The sequence below is a fragment of the Mesorhizobium sp. Ca11 genome (assembly GCF_020165275.1).
GTDB lineage: Bacteria > Pseudomonadota > Alphaproteobacteria > Rhizobiales > Rhizobiaceae > Mesorhizobium.
The window spans coordinates 707,094-724,104 of sequence record NZ_JAIUHU010000001.1 but is presented as its reverse complement, the minus strand read 5'-3'; the positions used below and the strand labels follow the sequence as shown (position 1 = coordinate 724,104).

The window sequence follows — 17,011 nt, the reverse complement described above, 5'->3', positions numbered from 1 at the left end:
GTCCATGAAGTCGCATGCAAAGGTCGTGGTCATCGGTGGCGGTGTCGTCGGATGCTCGGTGCTGTTCCATCTTGCCCGCCATGGCTGGACCGACGTCGTGCTTCTGGAGCGCGACGAACTGACGTCGGGGTCGACCTGGCATGCGGCCGGCGGCATGCACACCATCAACGGCGACCCCAACGTCGCCAAGCTGCAGAAATACACGATCTCGCTCTACAAGGAGATCGAGGAACTGTCGGGGCAGGCCACCGGCGTGCACCTCACGGGCGGCGTGCTACTAGCGGCGACCGAAGCGCGGCTCGACTGGCTGCGCGGCGTGGTGTCCAAGGGCCGCTATCTCGGCATCGACCTCGAAGTGATCTCGGCCAAGGAAGCGGCGGAACTGATGCCGCTCATCGATCCCAGCCAGTTTGTCGGCGCCGTCCGCAACAAGGAGGACGGCCATCTCGACCCGTCCGGCGTGACGCATGCCTATGCCAAGGCGGCGCGGAAACTGGGGGCTGAGGTTGAGCGCTTCACCAAGGTCGAGGACATCGTGCGCCGTCCCGACGGGCTGTGGCGGATCATCACCAACAAGGGTGATATCATCGCCGAGCATGTCGTCAATGCCGGCGGGCTGTGGGCGCGGGAGGTCGGCCGCATGGTCGGGCTCGAGCTGCCGGTGCTGGCCATGGAGCACATGTATCTGATCACCGAGGACATGCCGGAGGTCGCCGACTGGAACAAGAAGACTGGCACCGAGATCATTCATGCCGTGGACTTCGACGGCGAGCTCTATCTGCGCCAGGAGCGCGGCGGCATGCTGATGGGCACTTACGAGAAGGCCAACAAGGTCTGGTCCGAGTTCCAGACACCCTGGAATTTCGGCCATGAGCTCCTGGAGCCGGACATCGACCGCATCGCGCCGTCGCTCGAAGTCGGCTTCCGCCATTTCCCCGCTTTCCAGAAAACCGGCATCAAGCAGATCATCAACGGCCCCTTCACCTTTGCGCCGGACGGCAATCCGCTGGTCGGCCCGGTGCGCGGTCTGCCGGGCTTCTGGGTCGCCTGCGGCGTCATGGCAGGCTTCAGCCAGGGCGGCGGCGTGGGGCTCGCGCTTTCCAACTGGATGATCGAGGGCGATCCGGGCGCCGACATCTGGGCGATGGACGTGGCGCGCTACGGCGACTGGGCGACGATGGCTTACACCAACGCCAAGGTGCGCGAGAATTATTCGCGCCGTTTCTCGATCCGCTTCCCGAATGAGGAACTGCCGGCCGGTCGGCCGCTGAAGACGACGCCGGTCTATGACACGCTGTCGGCCAAGGGCGCGCAATGGGGCGTGTCCTATGGGCTCGAAGTGCCGCTCTGGTATGCGCCGGACGGCACCAAGGACGAGTTCTCGTGGCGGCGCTCGACCGACTTCGAGCATGTCGCCAAGGAAGTCGCGTCGGTGCGCGACGGCGTCGGCCTGTCGGAGATCTCGAACTTCGCCAAATACAAGGTGACGGGCGAGGGCGCGGCCGCCTGGCTCGACCGCATGCTTGCCTGCAGGCTGCCAAAGCGCGGCCGCATGACTCTTGCGCCGATGCTGAAGGACGACGGCAGACTGATCGGCGATTTCACTTTGGCCAACATCGACGACGCAGAGTGGTTCATCGCCGGCTCCGGCATCGCCGAGCAGTACCACATGCGCTGGTTCGAGGCGCATCTGCCGAAGGACGGCTCGGTGCAAATCGAGGCGCTGGGACAGAAGCTCACCGGCCTTGCGATCGCCGGACCGAAGGCCAGGGAAGTGCTCGCCAAGGTCACCCGCGCCGATGTCTCCAACGCGGCGTTCCCTTTCATGGCGGTTGCGCGGATGGATATCGGCATGGCGCCGTGCCTGGTAGTTCGCGTCAGCTACACCGGCGATCTCGGCTACGAGATTTGGGTGGCGCCCGAATATCAGCGCGCCGCATACCAGGCGCTGCTGGCCGCGGGCGAAGCGTCAGGCATCGGCCTGTTCGGCTCGCGCGCGCTCAATGCGCTGAGACTCGAGAAGAACTATGGCTCATGGGCGCGCGAGTACCGGCCGATCTATGGGCCGCTTGAGGCCGGGCTCGACCGCTTCGTCGCCTATGGCAAGGACGCTGATTTCATCGGCAAGGAAGCAGCACTTACCGAGCGCAAAGACGGCGGCAAGCTCAGGCTGCGCAGCTTCATCGTCGACGCCACCGATGCCGATGTGATCGGTGACGAGGCGATCTGGCATGACGGCGTTGTGCGCGGCTGGGTCACCTCGGGCGGCTATGCGCATCATTCGAAGAAGTCGGTCGCTATGGGCTATGTGCCCAAGGAGATCGCCGACAGACCGGACGGTTTCGAGATCGAGATCCTCGGCAAGCGCCATGCGGCGCGCATCCAGGCGGCGCCGCTGTTCGACGCCAATTTCGAGCGGATGCGCGGCTAGAGCAGGATGACGTTTCGTTGAATCGTCATCCTGCTCTAACTCTTTGTTGGAGCATGATCTTTTCCGAAAACCGGTTCCCACTTTTCGGGATCATGCTCTAGAGCAATTCCAGGAAAAGTGCGAAGCGGTTTCCGATCCGGAATTGCGTCAAAACAAAAAACCTCCAGGCGCACACCCTTCGATGCTTCAGGCGCTGCGGCGGTTATCCAGCGCGAAGGCGCCGGCCCCGGCGAAGATCAGATAGAGGAAGATGAAGCAGAAGGAGATCGCCGAGTCGCCGCCGTTGTTGACGGGGAAGAAGTCGCGCGGCATGTGCGCCATGAAATAGGCGATCGCCATTTCGCCGGCCAGGAGGAAAGCGACCGGGCGGGTGAAGAGGCCGAGCGCCACCAGGATGCCGCCGGCGAATTCGAGAATGCCGGCAGCCGTCGTCAGCCCGGTGAGGACGTGCGGCTCGGCGCTGACCGGGAAGTTGAACAGCTTCTGCGAGCCGTGTTCGACGAACTGCAAAGCGGTCATGATACGCAACACACCCAGCGCCTGCGGGCTGTACTGAGCTAGGTTTTCGAAAAGCTTCATCTAGAACTCCGTTCTATCCCGCTCGGCCTTAGATTATCGCCCGGCGACGGACCACTCACTTCCCGTGGCCCTGCCATCAACAATCGGTGAGTGGAAATGGCTTCAATCCCCATATTTCTTCTCCCTATGGTTGCATATGTACCCTTATGGTTGTATGAATAGGGGTGACGCATCAAACCAGGCAGGTCCCTTAACCATGAGAAAAGTCGCCCTCAGCCTATTCGCAATCCTTGCAGGCACCAGCTTCGCCGCAGCCGCGGATACCGGCTGCGACGCCTTCAAATGGCCGGTTGAACGTGAGCAGGCCCTGTTTCCGGCCGCGCCCGCCGCCCAGTCCGGCGCCACCCTGACGGTCGGCCAAGCGGTGGATTTCTCGCTCGCGGCTGTCGACACGGTCAGCTTTGAAGTGCCGCCTGACCGTGCACCGAAAGCCGGCACCTTCGGCGCGACGGCAAATGTGACCGTGCCGCCTGAAGGCGAGCTGCAGTTCAGCCTGTCCGACGAGGCCTGGATCGATGTCGTGCAGGATGGCAAGATCGTGAAATCGGCGGCTTTCAGCGGCGTGAAGACCTGCCCGGGCATTCGCAAAAGCGTGCGTTTCAAGCTCCAGGGCGGAGCGGCCGTCGTCCAGCTCAGCGGCGCCAAGAAAGCCGATCTGAAGCTGGCGGTACTGACGCCGGAATGATCCAGCGCCAGACCGCCGAGTGGTGCTATTATCGAACCGGTGCCAGCAGCGCGAAATGCGCGCCTTGCGGGTCCTGGCACTGGATGATCCACTGGCCGCTCGGCACGTCCATCGGACCCATGATGACTTTGCCGCCATTATCGGTGACGCGCTTGGCGGCGGCGTCAATGGCGTCGACGTTGAAATAGAACTGCCAGACGGGAACCGGGATCTGCGGCGGCTTGTTCATGATGCCGCCGCCGGATTCGGGGCCGGCGCCAAAAGTCTGGTAGATGCCCATCTCGCCCATATCGAACTGGCCGGCGCTCTCCCAGCTGAACTGGCTGGAATAGAAATCGAAGGCGGCTTTCCAGTCCGATGTGTAGAGCTCATGCCAACCGACATGGCCGGGCGTGGTCGCCGGCACCGGCGGCTGCTCGGCCTGATTAGGCTGCAGGAACATGAAGGAAGCTCCTTGCGGGTCGGCGACGACGGCGAAGCGGCCGACGCCCGGAATATCGTCCGGCGCGCGGTGGACGGCGCCGCCGGCGTCCTTGAGCGCTTGCGTCGAGGCGTCGGCATCCTTGGTGTAGATGTAGCCCATCCAGGCTGGCGGCATGCCCATCTTGGCGGGTTCTTCCGGCATCGTCATCAGCCCGCCGACGCCGCGCATGGCGGAGTTCACGACGATGTAGCGGGGCATGCCGGGCGCCTTGTCGAAGGGCTCGGCCCGCCAGCCGACAACGGCGGTGTAGAAAGCCTCGGCGGCGTCGAGGTCGGTGGTCATCAACTCGTACCAGAAGAAAGGTTGCGGGGATTTCGGCATGGTCGGTCTCCTCACCGGTTCAGGCAGCGATCGTTGTTCGATCCAGTCCTAAGGTATGTTGATATTCAGGTGATGCCGGCCTGCAAACGCCGGTTTCCTGCGCTTCCGGTGCTCACGTACTTAAGTACGCTCCGCTCCGGTTCTCGAAAACCGCCGTTTTCGGCGCGGCCTGACCTGAATCTCAACACACCTTAGGACGATCCTGACGACAGGAATCCGACATCTGGGCCAGAATTCGAGGACGGCAAGCGGCTTAAATCGCGTCGCGCTGAAACGGATTCAGGCGGCGCGCTTTAAGTCCTTGTCTTGATGCATGTCGTTGTCACCCAGAACCGCTGCACACTTCTCGCTGACATGCATTAGGCCCACGATCTTGCGTATCCGGCGCTTTTCGACTTTGCTGGCCTCAAAAAGGGGGCTGTCTTCATGCGTCGAATGTCACTCACGCCTGAGCTCGTGGCCTTGTGCCATCGCGACGAGGTCGACCCTGGTCCCGATGGCAGCTGGACACAGCTAAGCGATGATGATTTCCGGACGCTTGCTATGCGCCTGTCCGGCGAAGCCGACGACGGTCCGCTGTGGGTGTTCGCCTATGGCTCGCTGATCTGGAAGCCGGCCTTCGAGTCCATTGAGCAAAGGCGCGCGGCCGCGCATGGCTGGCACCGCTCGTTCTGCCTCGACATAAAGCGCTGGCGCGGCAGCCGCGAGCAGCCTGGATTGATGATGGCGCTGGAACGGGGCGGGCGCTGCGACGGGGTCATCTATCGTTTGCCGGAGGGCGAGAAACCAGCCCAGATCGAGCGATTGCTGCGGCGTGAAATCGACGACCACGAAAGCGTCAGCTCGGTCCGCTGGGTTCCGGTAAGAACGGCGCAAGGGTCTTTGCGGGCGCTCGGCTTCTGGGTCGGCGTGACCGGCAAGGGCACTTCGCTCGGGCAGCCGCTGGAAAGCGTGGCAAAGATACTGGCACGCGCCTGCGGCCATGTCGGCTCCGGCGCCGAATATCTCTACAACACCGTCAGCCACCTCGAGACCTTTGGCATCCATGACCGCAATCTGTGGCGGCTGCAGGAACTGGTGGCGGACGAGATCCGGTCCATCCATGGCCACAGCGTCACAAGCCATGACACAGCAAAGGTTGCCGAGCCGGCTATAACATGACTACATTCATCATGTTTTTGCGCAAACAATACAGTGGCTTGGCCGAAAATTGACCAATTGATAAAAAAATAAAACGTGCTAGCCTTCCCCAAAACGACAACAAGGGGAACTGGAATGGCGACTGGTCATTTCATCGAAGGCATTGCCGGCGGCCGGCTGTCTTCCGAGCAATATGCCGACAATTTTTCCGACCTGCATCCGCCGCTCGATCATCACGAGGCGCTGGTCGAGTCCGATCGCTGCTATTTCTGCTACGACGCGCCGTGCATGAACGCGTGCCCGACGTCGATCGACATCCCGCTATTCATTCGGCAGATCGCGACGGGCAATCCGCTGGGTTCGGCCAAGACGATCTTCGACCAGAATATTCTCGGCGGCATGTGCGCCCGCGTCTGCCCGACCGAGACGCTGTGCGAAGAGGCCTGCGTGCGCGAGGTCGCCGAAGGCAAGCCGGTTCAGATCGGCCGCTTGCAGCGCTACGCCACCGATGTCGCGATGGGCGAGGGCAAGCAGTTCTACAAGCGCGCCGAACCGACCGGGAAGAGCATCGCCGTGGTCGGCGCCGGCCCGGCGGGGCTGGCGGCGGCGCATCGGCTTGCCCGCCACGGCCATGACGTAACCATCCTCGAGGCGCGGCCGAAGGCCGGCGGGCTCAACGAATACGGCATCGCCGCCTATAAGAGCGTCGACGATTTCGCCCAGGCGGAAGTGGACTATATCACCGCGATCGGCGGCATCGACATCCAGAACGGCAAGGCGCTCGGCCGCGACTTCCAGCTTGCCGACCTGATCCGCAACTATGATGCGGTTTTCCTCGGCATGGGGCTTGGCGGCGTCAACGCGCTGCGCGCCGATGGCGAGGACGCCGACGGCGTCGCCAACGCGGTGGAATTCATCTCCGAACTGCGCCAGGCGAGCGATCTTTCCAGCCTGCCGGTCGGCCGGCGTGTCGTCGTCATCGGCGGCGGCATGACGGCGATCGACGCCGCGGTGCAGTCGAAGCTGCTCGGCGCGGAGGAGGTGACGATCTGCTACCGGCGCGGCCAGGAACACATGAACGCTTCGGAGTTCGAGCAGGATCTGGCCGCCGCCAATGGCGTCACCATCCGCCACTGGCTGCAGCCAAAGCGCGTCATTGCCGAGAACGGCAAGGTGTCGGCCATCGAGCTCGAATACACGGCGATGAGCGGCGACAAGCTTGTCGGCACCGGCGAGACGCTGCGGCTCAATGCCGACCAGGTGTTCAAGGCGATCGGCCAGAGCTTCGTGCCGGCGCATCTCAACGGCAGCGCGGAACAGATCGAGCTCGAAGGCGGCCGCATCAAGGTCGATGCCGAAGGCCGCACCTCGCTGGCCAAGGTCTGGGCCGGCGGCGACTGCATCTTCGGCGGCGACGATTTGACTGTCTCGGCGGTGGCGCAAGGGCGCGACGCGGCCGAGAGCATCCACCGGGCACTGACCTCTAACGGGAGGGCATGAGCATGGCAGACATCCGCAACAATTTCGTCGGCATCAAATCGCCCAACCCGTTCTGGCTGGCCTCTGCGCCGCCGACCGACAAGGCCTACAATGTCGAGCGCGCCTTCAAGGCCGGCTGGGGCGGCGTGGTGTGGAAGACGCTGGGCGAAGAGGGCCCGCCGGTCGTCAACGTCAACGGTCCGCGCTATGGCGCGATCTGGGGCGCCGATCGCCGACTGCTTGGCCTCAACAACATCGAACTGATCACCGACCGCGACCTGCAGACCAATCTGCGCGAGATGAAGCAGGTGAAGATGAACTGGCCGGACCGGGCGCTGATCGCCTCGATCATGGTGCCTTGCGTGGAGGAGAGCTGGAAGGCGATCCTGCCGCTGGTCGAGGAGACCGGCGCCGACGGAATCGAGCTCAATTTCGGCTGCCCGCACGGCATGAGCGAGCGCGGCATGGGCTCGGCGGTCGGCCAGGTGCCGGAATATATCGAGATGGTCGTGCGCTGGTGCAAACAGTACACGCGCATGCCGGTCATCACCAAGCTGACGCCCAACATCACCGACATCCGCAAGCCGGCCCGCGCGGCGCATGCCGGCGGCACCGATGCTGTGTCGCTGATCAACACCATCAACTCGATCACCGGCGTCGATCTCGACAATTTCGCGCCGCAGCCGACCATCGACGGCAAGGGCTCGCATGGCGGCTATTGCGGCCCGGCGGTGAAGCCGATCGCCATGAACATGGTGGCCGAGATCGCCCGCGATCCGGAAACGCATGGCCTGCCGATCTCCGGCATCGGCGGCATCACCACCTGGCGCGACGCCGCCGAATTCATGGCGCTCGGCGCCGGCAACGTGCAGGTCTGCACGGCGGCGATGACCTATGGCTTCAAGATCGTGCAGGAAATGATCACCGGACTGGAGAACTGGATGGACGAGAAGGGTCACGCCTCGCTCTCCGACATCATCGGCCGTGCCACGCCCAATGTCACCGACTGGCAGTATCTCAACCTCAACTATGTCGCCAAGGCGCATATTGACCAGGATGCCTGCATCAAATGCGGCCGCTGCCACATCGCCTGCGAGGACACCTCGCATCAGGCGATCACCAGTATGGTCGACGGTGTCAGGCATTTCGAGGTGATCGAAGCCGAATGCGTCGGCTGCAACCTTTGCGTCAATGTCTGTCCGGTGGAGGGCTGCATCACCATGCAGCCGCTGGCCGCCGGCGTGCTGGACCAGCGCACCGGCTTGCCGGTGTCGCCGGTCTACGCCAACTGGACGACGCACCCCAACAATCCGATGGCCAAGGTGGCCGCGGAGTAGGATTGGTTCCTCGCCCCACGAAGTGGGGAGAGGTGGCCCGGCGAAGCCGGGACGGAGAGGGGCTTTCGCGGCGGTTGCACACCGCTGAGGCCCGTGATTGTCTTTTATCTTTCTTGCGCCAGTCCCTGACCGGTTTTGGCTTCACAGAAGGCGTCCCCCTCTCCGTCCCGGCTTCGCCGGGCCACCTCTCCCCCGCTTTGCGGGGTGCGAGGAACCCAAGTCCCGCGAAGCGCCAATTCTCCTCACTCTGTCATTGCGAATCGGCGGGCAATCTTCATTTTTCTATTGCAGATAAAAATTATCCAAGATAAAATATATCCATGATTAGGAGATCGGCGCGATGAAGCTCGGCGATGGCGTTGAGGCGGCAATCCATTGCGCGGCGACGCTGGCCAGCGTTGATGGCAACAGCACGATGCCGGGCGCGGCGTTGGCTGAGGCGTTTGGTCTGTCGCCGAGTTATCTGCTCAAGCATCTGAACCAGCTCACGGCGGCGCGCATCCTGGAATCGGTGCCGGGACCGGCGGGCGGCTACAGGCTGGCGCGGGCGGCCGAGCGCATCACGCTGCTCGACATTGTGCTTGCAGTGGAGGGCAGGGAGCCCGCCTTCCGTTGCGGCGAGATCCGCCAGCGCGGCCCGGTCAAGATCGATGCCTCCGCCTATGTGAAGCCCTGCGGCATCAATGTCGCGATGCTCAAGGCCGAGCGCGCCTATCGGGCGGCGCTCGCCGAAGTGAAGCTGTCCGACATCGTGGCGGAGTACGCGGCCGAAGGCGATCCGCGATCCTATGCCGCGAGTTGCGCCTTCGTCGAGCGCCACCAGCGGCCCCAGAAATCCGCTTCACCGAAGCAGATTTGAACCTCTAACCCACCAAAAACCCGGAAGGAAAAGACGATGAAACAGAGACTGCAGTTCTTTGCCAAGGCGCCGGAAATCATGAAGGCGGTGTCGGCGCTCAACAAGGCCGTCGACGAATGCGGGCTGGAGGTCAGCCTGCTGCACCTGATCAAGCTCAGGGCCTCGCAGATCAATGGCTGCTCATATTGCGTCGAAATGCACAGCCGTGAGGCGAGGCGCGACGGCGAGACCGAAACGCGGCTCTATCTCGTCGCGGCCTGGAAGGAATCGCCGCTGTTTTCCGAGCGCGAGCGCGCCGCCCTTGCCTGGACCGAAGCCGTGACGCTGATCGCGAACAATGGCGTATCGGACGAGCTCTACGCCCGCACGCTCGAGCATTTCTCGGAAGAGGAACTGGTCAAGCTCTCGGTCGCGCTCGGCATGATCAATACCTGGAACCGGCTGTGCATTCCCTTCCACGCCATCCATCCGATGCCAGCCGCCGAGGCTGCCTGATCGAACGGCTTGGCGCGCGGATAAGAGATCCGCGCGCCTGTTCACGCAGCAAAGCGCAGGCCTCCGTCGCAGGTCAGCACCTGGCCGGTCATGAAGCCGTTGGAGACCAGGAACGCGATCGCTTCGGCGACGTCCTCGGCGCGACCGATACGGCCGACCGGCGTCTTGCCGGCATATTCGGCAAACACTGCCTGCCGCTGGTCATTCGGCAAAAAATCCCACCAGGGCGTGTCGATGACGCCGGGCGCCACGACATTGACGCGCAACGGCTTCAGCTCGACCGCCAGGATCGGCGCCACGGTCAAGAGCATGCCGTTGATGGCGCCGATGCCGGCGACGCCGGGCGCGGCGATCTGCGCCGACACGGCCGAGATGAAAGTCACCGATCCAGCTTTATTCAAGGTCGGCAGGGCCGCCTGCAGGCAGGAGAGTTGCGGCCGGATCTTTTCATCGACGCCGCTGCCGATATCGGCGAGGTCGAGTGTCGCGAACGGTCCCAGTCCCTTGCCGCCGCTGGCGGCGAGAACAAGGTGATCGAACGGCCCGAGGCGCTCGAAGAAATTTCGGACCTCGTCCGGCTTGGTGGCGTCGAATGCGGCCTTGCCGACGGTGCCGTCGAGGCTTTTCCAGGCGCTTTTCAGCTTCTCCTCGTTGCGACCGGTGATCGTCACTTTCATCGTGGGGCTGACCAGCCTTTTGGCCGTGGCAAGGCCGATGCCGGACGAGCCGCCGATGATGACGCAATGTTCGATAGTCTCGCTCATGAATGCTTTTCCCTGGATGTTGCGGAAGATTGCCCGATCAGCTCGAGGCTAAGCGCGCGCAGCCGGCGGCGGGCTTTCTCGTCATAGGCCTGGGCGTCGGCGCGCGACTCCCGCTGGCCGTCGAAGTAACGGCCGCTGCGGCCTTCGAGCGCCGGCGATGTTGCCAGGTTGAGAATGGCGTCGGCGCCGGTCTCGACCGAGCTCCACGGCGTGACCCCGGCCTGCCGCACCATCGTTGTGTCCATGTAGCTTGCCGGGTGCAAAGCATTGACCGTGATGCCGGTGCCGTCGAGCTGCTCCGCCAGATCGACGGTGAACAGGATCTGCGCCAGCTTGCTCTGGCAGTAGGCGCGCACGCCGCTATAGCCATGCGTCAGCATCACGTCGTCGAAGTCGATCGCCTGCTGGCCGGCCGAGGCGACATTGACGATGCGCGCCGGCGCGCTTGCTTTGAGCAAGGGCAAGAGCTCCGACGTCAGCAGGAAGCCGGCGAGATAGTTGACGGCGAAGCGCAACTCGTAGCCGTCGGCACTGACCTGCCGGCTGGCGGCCTGGCCGCCGGTGCCGACGCCGGCATTGTTGATCAGGACGTCGAGCCGATCGGTCCTGGCGCGCACCGCTTCGGCGAGGCGGCGCACTTCGGCAAGCGAAGCGAGGTCGGCGGGAAGAAATTCCGCCTTGCCGCCTTTTGCCTCTATGGCGGCCACAGTCGCCTTGCCGCGGCTTTCGTCGCGGCCATGCACCAGCACGCGGGCGCCGGCGGCGCCGAGCCGCTCGGCGACCACGCGGCCGACGCCGTCGGTCGAGCCGGTGACGAGAATTGTTTTATCGTTGAGTTCCATGTCCGGAGCCTCCTTGCGCTGCTCTGAACGCAAAGATGGGACACCGCGCGGGCCGCAAACAGTTCAAACTTTATCCTGGTATCGGTACTGCTATAATAGGCGCATGGATGCCGTTACCCATTCCCCCGAAGATCATCGCCGGCGCGAGCTCGGCGCCTTCCTGCGTTCCCGTCGCGAGCGGCTTTCGCCGGATACCGCCGGTATCGCCTGCGGCGCGCGGCGGCGCACGCCGGGCCTGAGGCGTGAGGAAGTGGCGATGATCGCCGGCGTCGGCACGACCTGGTACACATGGCTGGAGCAGGGCAGGGACGTGCGGCCTTCGGTTGAGGTGCTCTCAGCGCTCTGCGAAGCGTTGCGGCTCGACGCCGCCGAGCAGCGGCATCTGTTCACGCTCGCCGGCCGCCAGCAGCCGGAGCGGCGCCGCATCGTGCAGGGCAAGGTCGAGGGGCCGCTGCTGCACATGCTGCAGAGCCTGGTCCTGCAGCCCGCCTATGTCGTCGGCCCGCGCTGGGACGTGCTGGCATGGAATGATGCGGCCGTCGCCATCTTCGGTGATTACGGCCTGCTGGAGGGCGATGCCCGCAACATCATCCATGGCGTGTTCACCGATCCGCACCGGCGGCATCTGCTGGTGGATTGGGAACAGCTGGCGCGCGCGACCCTTGCCGCTTTCCGCGCCGAAAGCGCGAAATACACCGGCGATCCGGATTTCGAGCGGCTGATCGAGTTGATGATGCGCTCAAGCCCCGAGTTCCGCGAATGGTGGCCGCAGCGCGATGTGGTGCATCGGCTCTCCGGCCTGAAGCATCTGCGGCATCCGATCGCCGGCGCGATGACGTTCGAGCATATGAGCCTGTCGATCGACGACGGCTCGGACATGCGGCTGATCGTCTACACGCCGCTGGCGGAGCAGAACTCGGTGGTGAAGCTGCGCAAGCTGCTCGAGGGGCTTCCAACCGAGCGGCGCAGCGCGTGAGGTCCCCTCGACTTCGTCATCCACGGGCGGAGCGGGAGCGAAGCGGACGCGGAGACCCGAGGATCCATTCCGTTACTTTTGCCGTGGGTGCAGCGGTGCAGAATTCTGGACGGTAGCGGCGCTCCGAGGTCACGGAATGGATCCTCGGGTCTGCGCCGCGTCGCTTCGCTCCTTGCTCCGCCCGTGGATGACGAAGTGATGGGCGCCGCGGCCAATCTCTAAGGTCAGCAAAAACAACACGGCGGACAAGTTGGCCCCACATACGGGTCCACCTGCTAAGCCATTTTGTCGGCGCTACCCCTTCGGTTTCAGTCCATCCAGGAACAGCTGCTCCAGAAACCGCGCTGCGTCCTCGAAGCGGCCGTCGCCGCCGCGGTCGGCGCCGAGCACGGCGCGGACCTGAACGTCGAAATCGGCATAATGCTGCGTCGTCGCCCAGATCGAGAAGATCAGGTGCCAGGGATCGGTGCGGGCGATCTTGCCGGCGCGCATCCAGCCCTTGATGACGGCGGCCTTCTCGTCGACCAGCGTCTTCAGCTCGCCCTCCAGCATCGGCTTGATGCGCGGCGCGCCCTGCAGGATCTCGTTGGCGAACAGCCGGCTTTCGCGCGGAAAATCGCGCGCCATTTCCAGCTTCCTGCGGATGTAGCTTCTGAGCTCCGTCAGCGGATCGCCGATGTCGTCCAGCTCGCGCAGCGGCGCCAGCCAGGTGTCGAGCAGGCGCTGCATCAACGTCTCGTGAATGTCTTCCTTGCGGCGGAAGTAATAGAGAAGGTTGGGCTTCGACATGCCGGCGGCTTCGGCGATCTGGTCGATTGTCGAGCCGCGAAACCCGTTGGCGGAGAAGACTTCGAGCGCGGCTTCCAGGATCAGCTCGCGCTTTTCCTGCTGGATGCGGGTGCGGCGGGGAGCGGAGCCTTCCATCGCCGCCGTCATCCTGGCCGGCCGTCTTCGCGCCGGCTCTCTGGACCAATTGTCTGGACCAGTTTTTCCTTGGGCTGTGGAGCGCGCTTTTTATGCCGCATTTCCGCTAGTAATCCCCTGACCGCCGACAGGCGGTGCTAACGTTTGTCCAACCGGTCAAAAATTTGCGTAGCACGAAAACGCAGCGAAGACCAAGCGTTGGCCGCACCGAAACACGCTTACAAGGGGAAGTCCTGGTCATGTCCAACCGGCTGAAAGTCACGCCGAACGATCTCAGCGCATTCTGGATGCCGTTCACGGCAAACCGCCAGTTCAAGCAGGCGCCGCGCATGTTCGTGTCCGCCAAGGACATGCACTACACCACCAGTGACGGCCGCAAGGTGCTGGACGGTACCGCGGGCCTATGGTGCGTGAACGCCGGCCACTGCCGGCCGAAGATCACCGAGGCCATCCAGAACCAGGCTGCCGAGCTCGACTACGCGCCGGCTTTCCAGATGGGCCACCCGATCGTGTTCGAGCTGGCGAACCGGCTGGTCGATATCGCGCCCAAGGGCATGGACCATGTCTTCTTCACCAATTCCGGATCGGAATCGGTGGACACCGCGCTCAAGATGGCGATCGCCTATCACCGCGTTCGCGGCGAGGGCTCGCGCACCCGCCTGATCGGCCGCGAGCGCGGCTATCACGGCGTCAATTTCGGCGGCATCTCGGTCGGCGGCATCGTCTCCAACCGCAAGATGTTCGGCACGCTGCTCGGCGGCGTCGACCACCTGCCGCACACCCATCTGCCGGACAAGAACGCCTTCTCGAAGGGCGTGCCGGAGCATGGCGCCGAGCTCGCCAATGAGCTGGAGCGTCTCGTCACCTTGCATGACGCCTCGACCATCGCTGCCGTCATCGTCGAGCCGGTCGCCGGCTCCACCGGCGTCATCCTGCCGCCGAAGGGCTATCTGCAGAAGCTTCGGGAAATCTGCACGAAGCACGGCATATTGTTGATTTTCGATGAAGTGATCACGGGCTTCGGCCGCCTCGGCACGCCGTTCGCGGCGGACTATTTCGGGGTCACGCCGGATATCATGACCACAGCCAAGGGCGTCTCCAACGGCGTCATCCCGATGGGTGCGGTGTTCGTCAAGAAGGAGATCCACGACGCCTTCATGACCGGCCCCGAGCACATGATCGAGTTCTTCCACGGCTACACCTATTCGGGCAATCCGATCGCCTGCGCCGCGGCGCTCGGCACGCTCGACACCTACAAGGAAGAGGGCCTGCTGACGCGCGGCGAGGAGCTGGCGCCTTACTGGGAAGACGCGCTGCATTCACTGAAGGGCGAGCCGCATGTCATCGACATCCGCAACATCGGCCTGATCGGCGCGATCGAGCTGGCGCCGATCGCCGGCAGCCCGACCAAGCGGGCCTTCTCGGCCTTCGTGAAGGCGTTCGAACGCGGCGCGCTGATCCGCACCACCGGCGACATCATCGCGCTGTCGCCGCCGCTGATCATCACCAAGGGCCAGATCAACGAACTCATCGACCATGTGCGTGAGGTGCTGAGGTCGATCGACTGACAAGCCGGAGCGGACACTCTGCCGTGGAGGGAGGGTGTCCGCGAAGCCGCCGGCTGAGGTCGACGCCGCAGCGCCGACCTTCGGTGCGATTCAGGCCGGCTGCGCGCCAATGCCGGTCAGGATCACCCGTTTGATGTTTTCCTTGGCTTCCCGCCATTGCCGGTCGGAGAGCGACTTGCCGCCGTTCAGCGTCTCGATCTGGTGGCCGAAATCGGCGTAATGCTGGGTCGTGGCCCAGAGCATGTAGAGGAGATGACGCGGGTCGACCGGGTCCATCTTGCCCTCCTCGATCCAGCGCCTGATGATCTCGACGCGACCGTCGGTCCATTCGCGCAGCGTCGATTCCATATAGTCCTGAAGCACGGGCGCGCCGTGCATGACTTCCGAGGCCCAGACCTTCGAGCCGTCCGGGTGGCGACGCGATATTTCCATCTTGGCGTCGATATAGGCGCTGATGCCGTCAACCGGGCCGCGCGCCGCGTCGAAGCAATTGGCCGCCTGCAGCCAGATCTCGAAAATGTTCTGGACGACGGACCGGTAGAGCTCTTCCTTGGTCGCGAAATAGTAGTGGAGATTTGCCTTTGGCAGTCCCGCCAGATCGGCGATCAGCTGCATCGTGGCGCCGCCGAACCCGGCTTCCGCAAACACCTTTTCGGCGGCGAGCAGAATTGCTTTTTCATTCTCCCGCCTTATGTCCTGTCGCCGCATGGGACGGCTGGATTCGCTCATGTCTCCCCCAAGATTCTCGTTGACCGCTTGGTCAGCTTGTGTAGTCTGAAAGCTGACCATACGGTCAGGATGCAAACCACTCAAGGGGCGACAAGACCCCTGGTGAAAATGGGAACTGCAAATGGCCGCACCCGGCGAAAATCTGCGCGTGAATTCAGATCGCTTGTGGGATTCCATCATGGAGATGGCGAAGATCGGCCCCGGCATTGCCGGCGGCAACAATCGCCAAACACTGACCGATTCCGACAAGCACGGCCGCGAACTGTTCAAGTCCTGGTGCGATGAGGCCGGGCTCACCATGGGCGTGGACCAGATGGGCACCATGTTCATGACGCGGGCCGGCACCGATCCGGACGCGCTGCCGGTCTATGTCGGCTCCCATCTCGACACCCAGCCGACCGGCGGCAAGTATGACGGTGTGCTCGGCGTGCTCTCGGGGCTCGAGGTTGTGCGTTCGCTCAACGATCTCGGCATCAAGACGAAGCACCCAATCGTCGTCACCAACTGGACGAATGAAGAGGGCGCGCGTTTCGCCCCGGCCATGCTTGCCTCCGGCGTGTTCGCCGGGGTGCATACGCAGGACTACGCCTATGCCCGCAAGGATCTGGACGGCCTGACCTTCGGCGACGAACTGAAACGGATCGGCTGGGTCGGCGACGAGAAGGTCGGCGCGCGCAAGATGCACGCCTATTTCGAATACCATATCGAGCAGGGCCCGATCCTCGAAGCCGAGAACAAGCAAATCGGCGTGGTGACCCACTGCCAGGGCCTGTGGTGGCTGGAGTTCACGCTGACCGGCAGGGAAGCGCATACCGGCTCGACGCCGATGAACATGCGCGTCAATGCAGGCCTTGCCATGGCGCGCATCCTGGAGATGGTGCAGACGGTCGCCATGGAGAACCAGCCCGGCGCCGTCGGCGGGGTGGGCCAAGTGAAGTTCTCGCCCAATTCCCGGAACGTCCTGCCAGGCACGGTGGTCTTCACCGTCGACATCCGCTCGCCGGACCAGGCCAAGCTCGACGGCATGCGCGCCCGTATCGAAAAGGAAGCGCCGAAGATCTGCGAGGCGCTTGGCGTGAAATGCTCGGTCGAGGCGGTCGGCCATTTCGACCCGGTGACCTTCGATCCGACGCTGGTCGGCCGCGTGCGCACAGCCGCCGAAAAGCTCGGTTACAGCCATATGAATATCATCTCCGGCGCCGGCCACGACGCCTGCTGGGCGGCCAAGGTGGCACCGGCGACCATGGTCATGTGCCCCTGCGTCGGCGGCCTCAGCCACAACGAGGCCGAGGAGATCACCAAGGAATGGGCGGCGGCGGGCGCCGATGTGCTGTTCCATGCGGTGGTCGAGACAGCTGGAATCGTTGAATGACCGCCTAGACCAGTCACCTCGCAACG

Annotated in this window: 16 protein-coding genes; 10 read left to right on the top strand and 6 right to left on the bottom strand. The window is 63.7% G+C overall.

Going from position 1 to position 17,011, the window contains the following annotated elements:
- Positions 1-4 precede the first annotated feature (4 nt).
- Positions 5-2,431 carry an FAD-dependent oxidoreductase gene (locus LB538_RS03485; RefSeq protein WP_224531829.1) on the top strand — a complete coding sequence of 809 codons (2,427 nt, stop codon included), beginning with the start codon at positions 5-7 and terminating at the stop codon, positions 2,429-2,431.
- A gap of 186 nt (positions 2,432-2,617) precedes the next feature.
- Here LB538_RS03485 and LB538_RS03480 read toward each other — a convergent pair whose 3' ends face one another.
- Positions 2,618-3,010: a DoxX family protein gene (locus tag LB538_RS03480; protein WP_224531827.1), complete on the bottom strand. Its 393-nt coding sequence runs from the start codon at positions 3,008-3,010 to the stop codon at positions 2,618-2,620.
- Between the two features lie 64 nt (positions 3,011-3,074).
- Between LB538_RS03480 and LB538_RS03475 the strand changes: the two genes are divergently transcribed.
- Positions 3,075-3,695 carry a hypothetical protein gene (locus LB538_RS03475; RefSeq protein ID WP_318011900.1) on the top strand — a complete coding sequence of 207 codons (621 nt, stop codon included), beginning with the start codon at positions 3,075-3,077 and terminating at the stop codon, positions 3,693-3,695.
- A gap of 28 nt (positions 3,696-3,723) precedes the next feature.
- Here the strand turns inward: LB538_RS03475 and LB538_RS03470 are convergent, their stop codons facing one another.
- The gene (locus tag LB538_RS03470; protein ID WP_224531825.1) at positions 3,724-4,500 is read right to left on the bottom strand and encodes a VOC family protein; all 777 of its coding nucleotides are present in this window, start codon (positions 4,498-4,500) and stop codon (positions 3,724-3,726) included.
- 426 nt (positions 4,501-4,926) lie between these two features.
- Here LB538_RS03470 and LB538_RS03465 point away from each other — a divergent pair, with 426 nt between their 5' ends.
- The 5 genes from LB538_RS03465 to LB538_RS03445 all read left to right on the top strand — a co-directional run bounded on the left by LB538_RS03465 (position 4,927) and on the right by LB538_RS03445 (position 9,810).
- The gene (locus tag LB538_RS03465) at positions 4,927-5,661 is read left to right on the top strand and encodes a gamma-glutamylcyclotransferase (protein ID WP_224531823.1); all 735 of its coding nucleotides are present in this window, start codon (positions 4,927-4,929) and stop codon (positions 5,659-5,661) included.
- Between the two features lie 114 nt (positions 5,662-5,775).
- Positions 5,776-7,140: an NAD(P)-dependent oxidoreductase gene (locus LB538_RS03460; RefSeq protein WP_224531821.1), complete on the top strand. Its 1,365-nt coding sequence runs from the start codon at positions 5,776-5,778 to the stop codon at positions 7,138-7,140.
- A 2-nt stretch (positions 7,141-7,142) separates the two neighbouring features.
- Positions 7,143-8,456 carry an NAD-dependent dihydropyrimidine dehydrogenase subunit PreA gene (gene preA, locus LB538_RS03455; protein ID WP_224531819.1) on the top strand — a complete coding sequence of 438 codons (1,314 nt, stop codon included), beginning with the start codon at positions 7,143-7,145 and terminating at the stop codon, positions 8,454-8,456.
- Positions 8,457-8,796: 340 nt separating this feature from the next.
- Positions 8,797-9,315 carry an RrF2 family transcriptional regulator gene (locus LB538_RS03450; RefSeq protein ID WP_224531817.1) on the top strand — a complete coding sequence of 173 codons (519 nt, stop codon included), beginning with the start codon at positions 8,797-8,799 and terminating at the stop codon, positions 9,313-9,315.
- A 36-nt stretch (positions 9,316-9,351) separates the two neighbouring features.
- Positions 9,352-9,810 carry a carboxymuconolactone decarboxylase family protein gene (locus LB538_RS03445; RefSeq protein ID WP_224531815.1) on the top strand — a complete coding sequence of 153 codons (459 nt, stop codon included), beginning with the start codon at positions 9,352-9,354 and terminating at the stop codon, positions 9,808-9,810.
- Positions 9,811-9,851: 41 nt separating this feature from the next.
- Here LB538_RS03445 and LB538_RS03440 read toward each other — a convergent pair whose 3' ends face one another.
- Together LB538_RS03440 and LB538_RS03435 are read right to left on the bottom strand one after the other, a co-directional pair.
- Positions 9,852-10,574 (bottom strand): SDR family oxidoreductase, encoded by a 723-nt coding sequence (locus LB538_RS03440; RefSeq protein WP_224531813.1) that lies wholly within the window; start codon positions 10,572-10,574, stop codon positions 9,852-9,854.
- The gene (locus tag LB538_RS03435) at positions 10,571-11,416 is read right to left on the bottom strand and encodes an SDR family oxidoreductase (protein ID WP_224531811.1); all 846 of its coding nucleotides are present in this window, start codon (positions 11,414-11,416) and stop codon (positions 10,571-10,573) included. The genes LB538_RS03440 and LB538_RS03435 overlap by 4 nt, the downstream gene beginning before the upstream one ends.
- A 103-nt stretch (positions 11,417-11,519) precedes the next feature.
- Between LB538_RS03435 and LB538_RS03430 the strand changes: the two genes are divergently transcribed.
- Positions 11,520-12,392 carry a helix-turn-helix transcriptional regulator gene (locus LB538_RS03430; RefSeq protein ID WP_224531810.1) on the top strand — a complete coding sequence of 291 codons (873 nt, stop codon included), beginning with the start codon at positions 11,520-11,522 and terminating at the stop codon, positions 12,390-12,392.
- A 294-nt stretch (positions 12,393-12,686) separates the two neighbouring features.
- Here LB538_RS03430 and LB538_RS03425 read toward each other — a convergent pair whose 3' ends face one another.
- The gene (locus LB538_RS03425) at positions 12,687-13,316 is read right to left on the bottom strand and encodes a TetR family transcriptional regulator C-terminal domain-containing protein (RefSeq protein ID WP_095769027.1); all 630 of its coding nucleotides are present in this window, start codon (positions 13,314-13,316) and stop codon (positions 12,687-12,689) included.
- A 239-nt stretch (positions 13,317-13,555) separates the two neighbouring features.
- On the opposite strand from LB538_RS03425, the gene LB538_RS03420 reads away from it, so the two are divergent.
- Positions 13,556-14,884 carry an aspartate aminotransferase family protein gene (locus LB538_RS03420; protein ID WP_224531808.1) on the top strand — a complete coding sequence of 443 codons (1,329 nt, stop codon included), beginning with the start codon at positions 13,556-13,558 and terminating at the stop codon, positions 14,882-14,884.
- A 90-nt stretch (positions 14,885-14,974) separates the two neighbouring features.
- On the opposite strand, the gene LB538_RS03415 is transcribed toward LB538_RS03420, so the two are convergent.
- Positions 14,975-15,613, bottom strand: coding sequence for a TetR/AcrR family transcriptional regulator (locus tag LB538_RS03415; protein WP_224531806.1), 639 nt, complete (start codon positions 15,611-15,613; stop codon positions 14,975-14,977).
- Between the two features lie 121 nt (positions 15,614-15,734).
- On the opposite strand from LB538_RS03415, the gene LB538_RS03410 reads away from it, so the two are divergent.
- A complete protein-coding gene (locus LB538_RS03410; protein ID WP_224531804.1) occupies positions 15,735-16,985 on the top strand; it encodes a Zn-dependent hydrolase in 1,251 nt (416 codons plus the stop codon).
- Positions 16,986-17,011 lie beyond the last annotated feature (26 nt).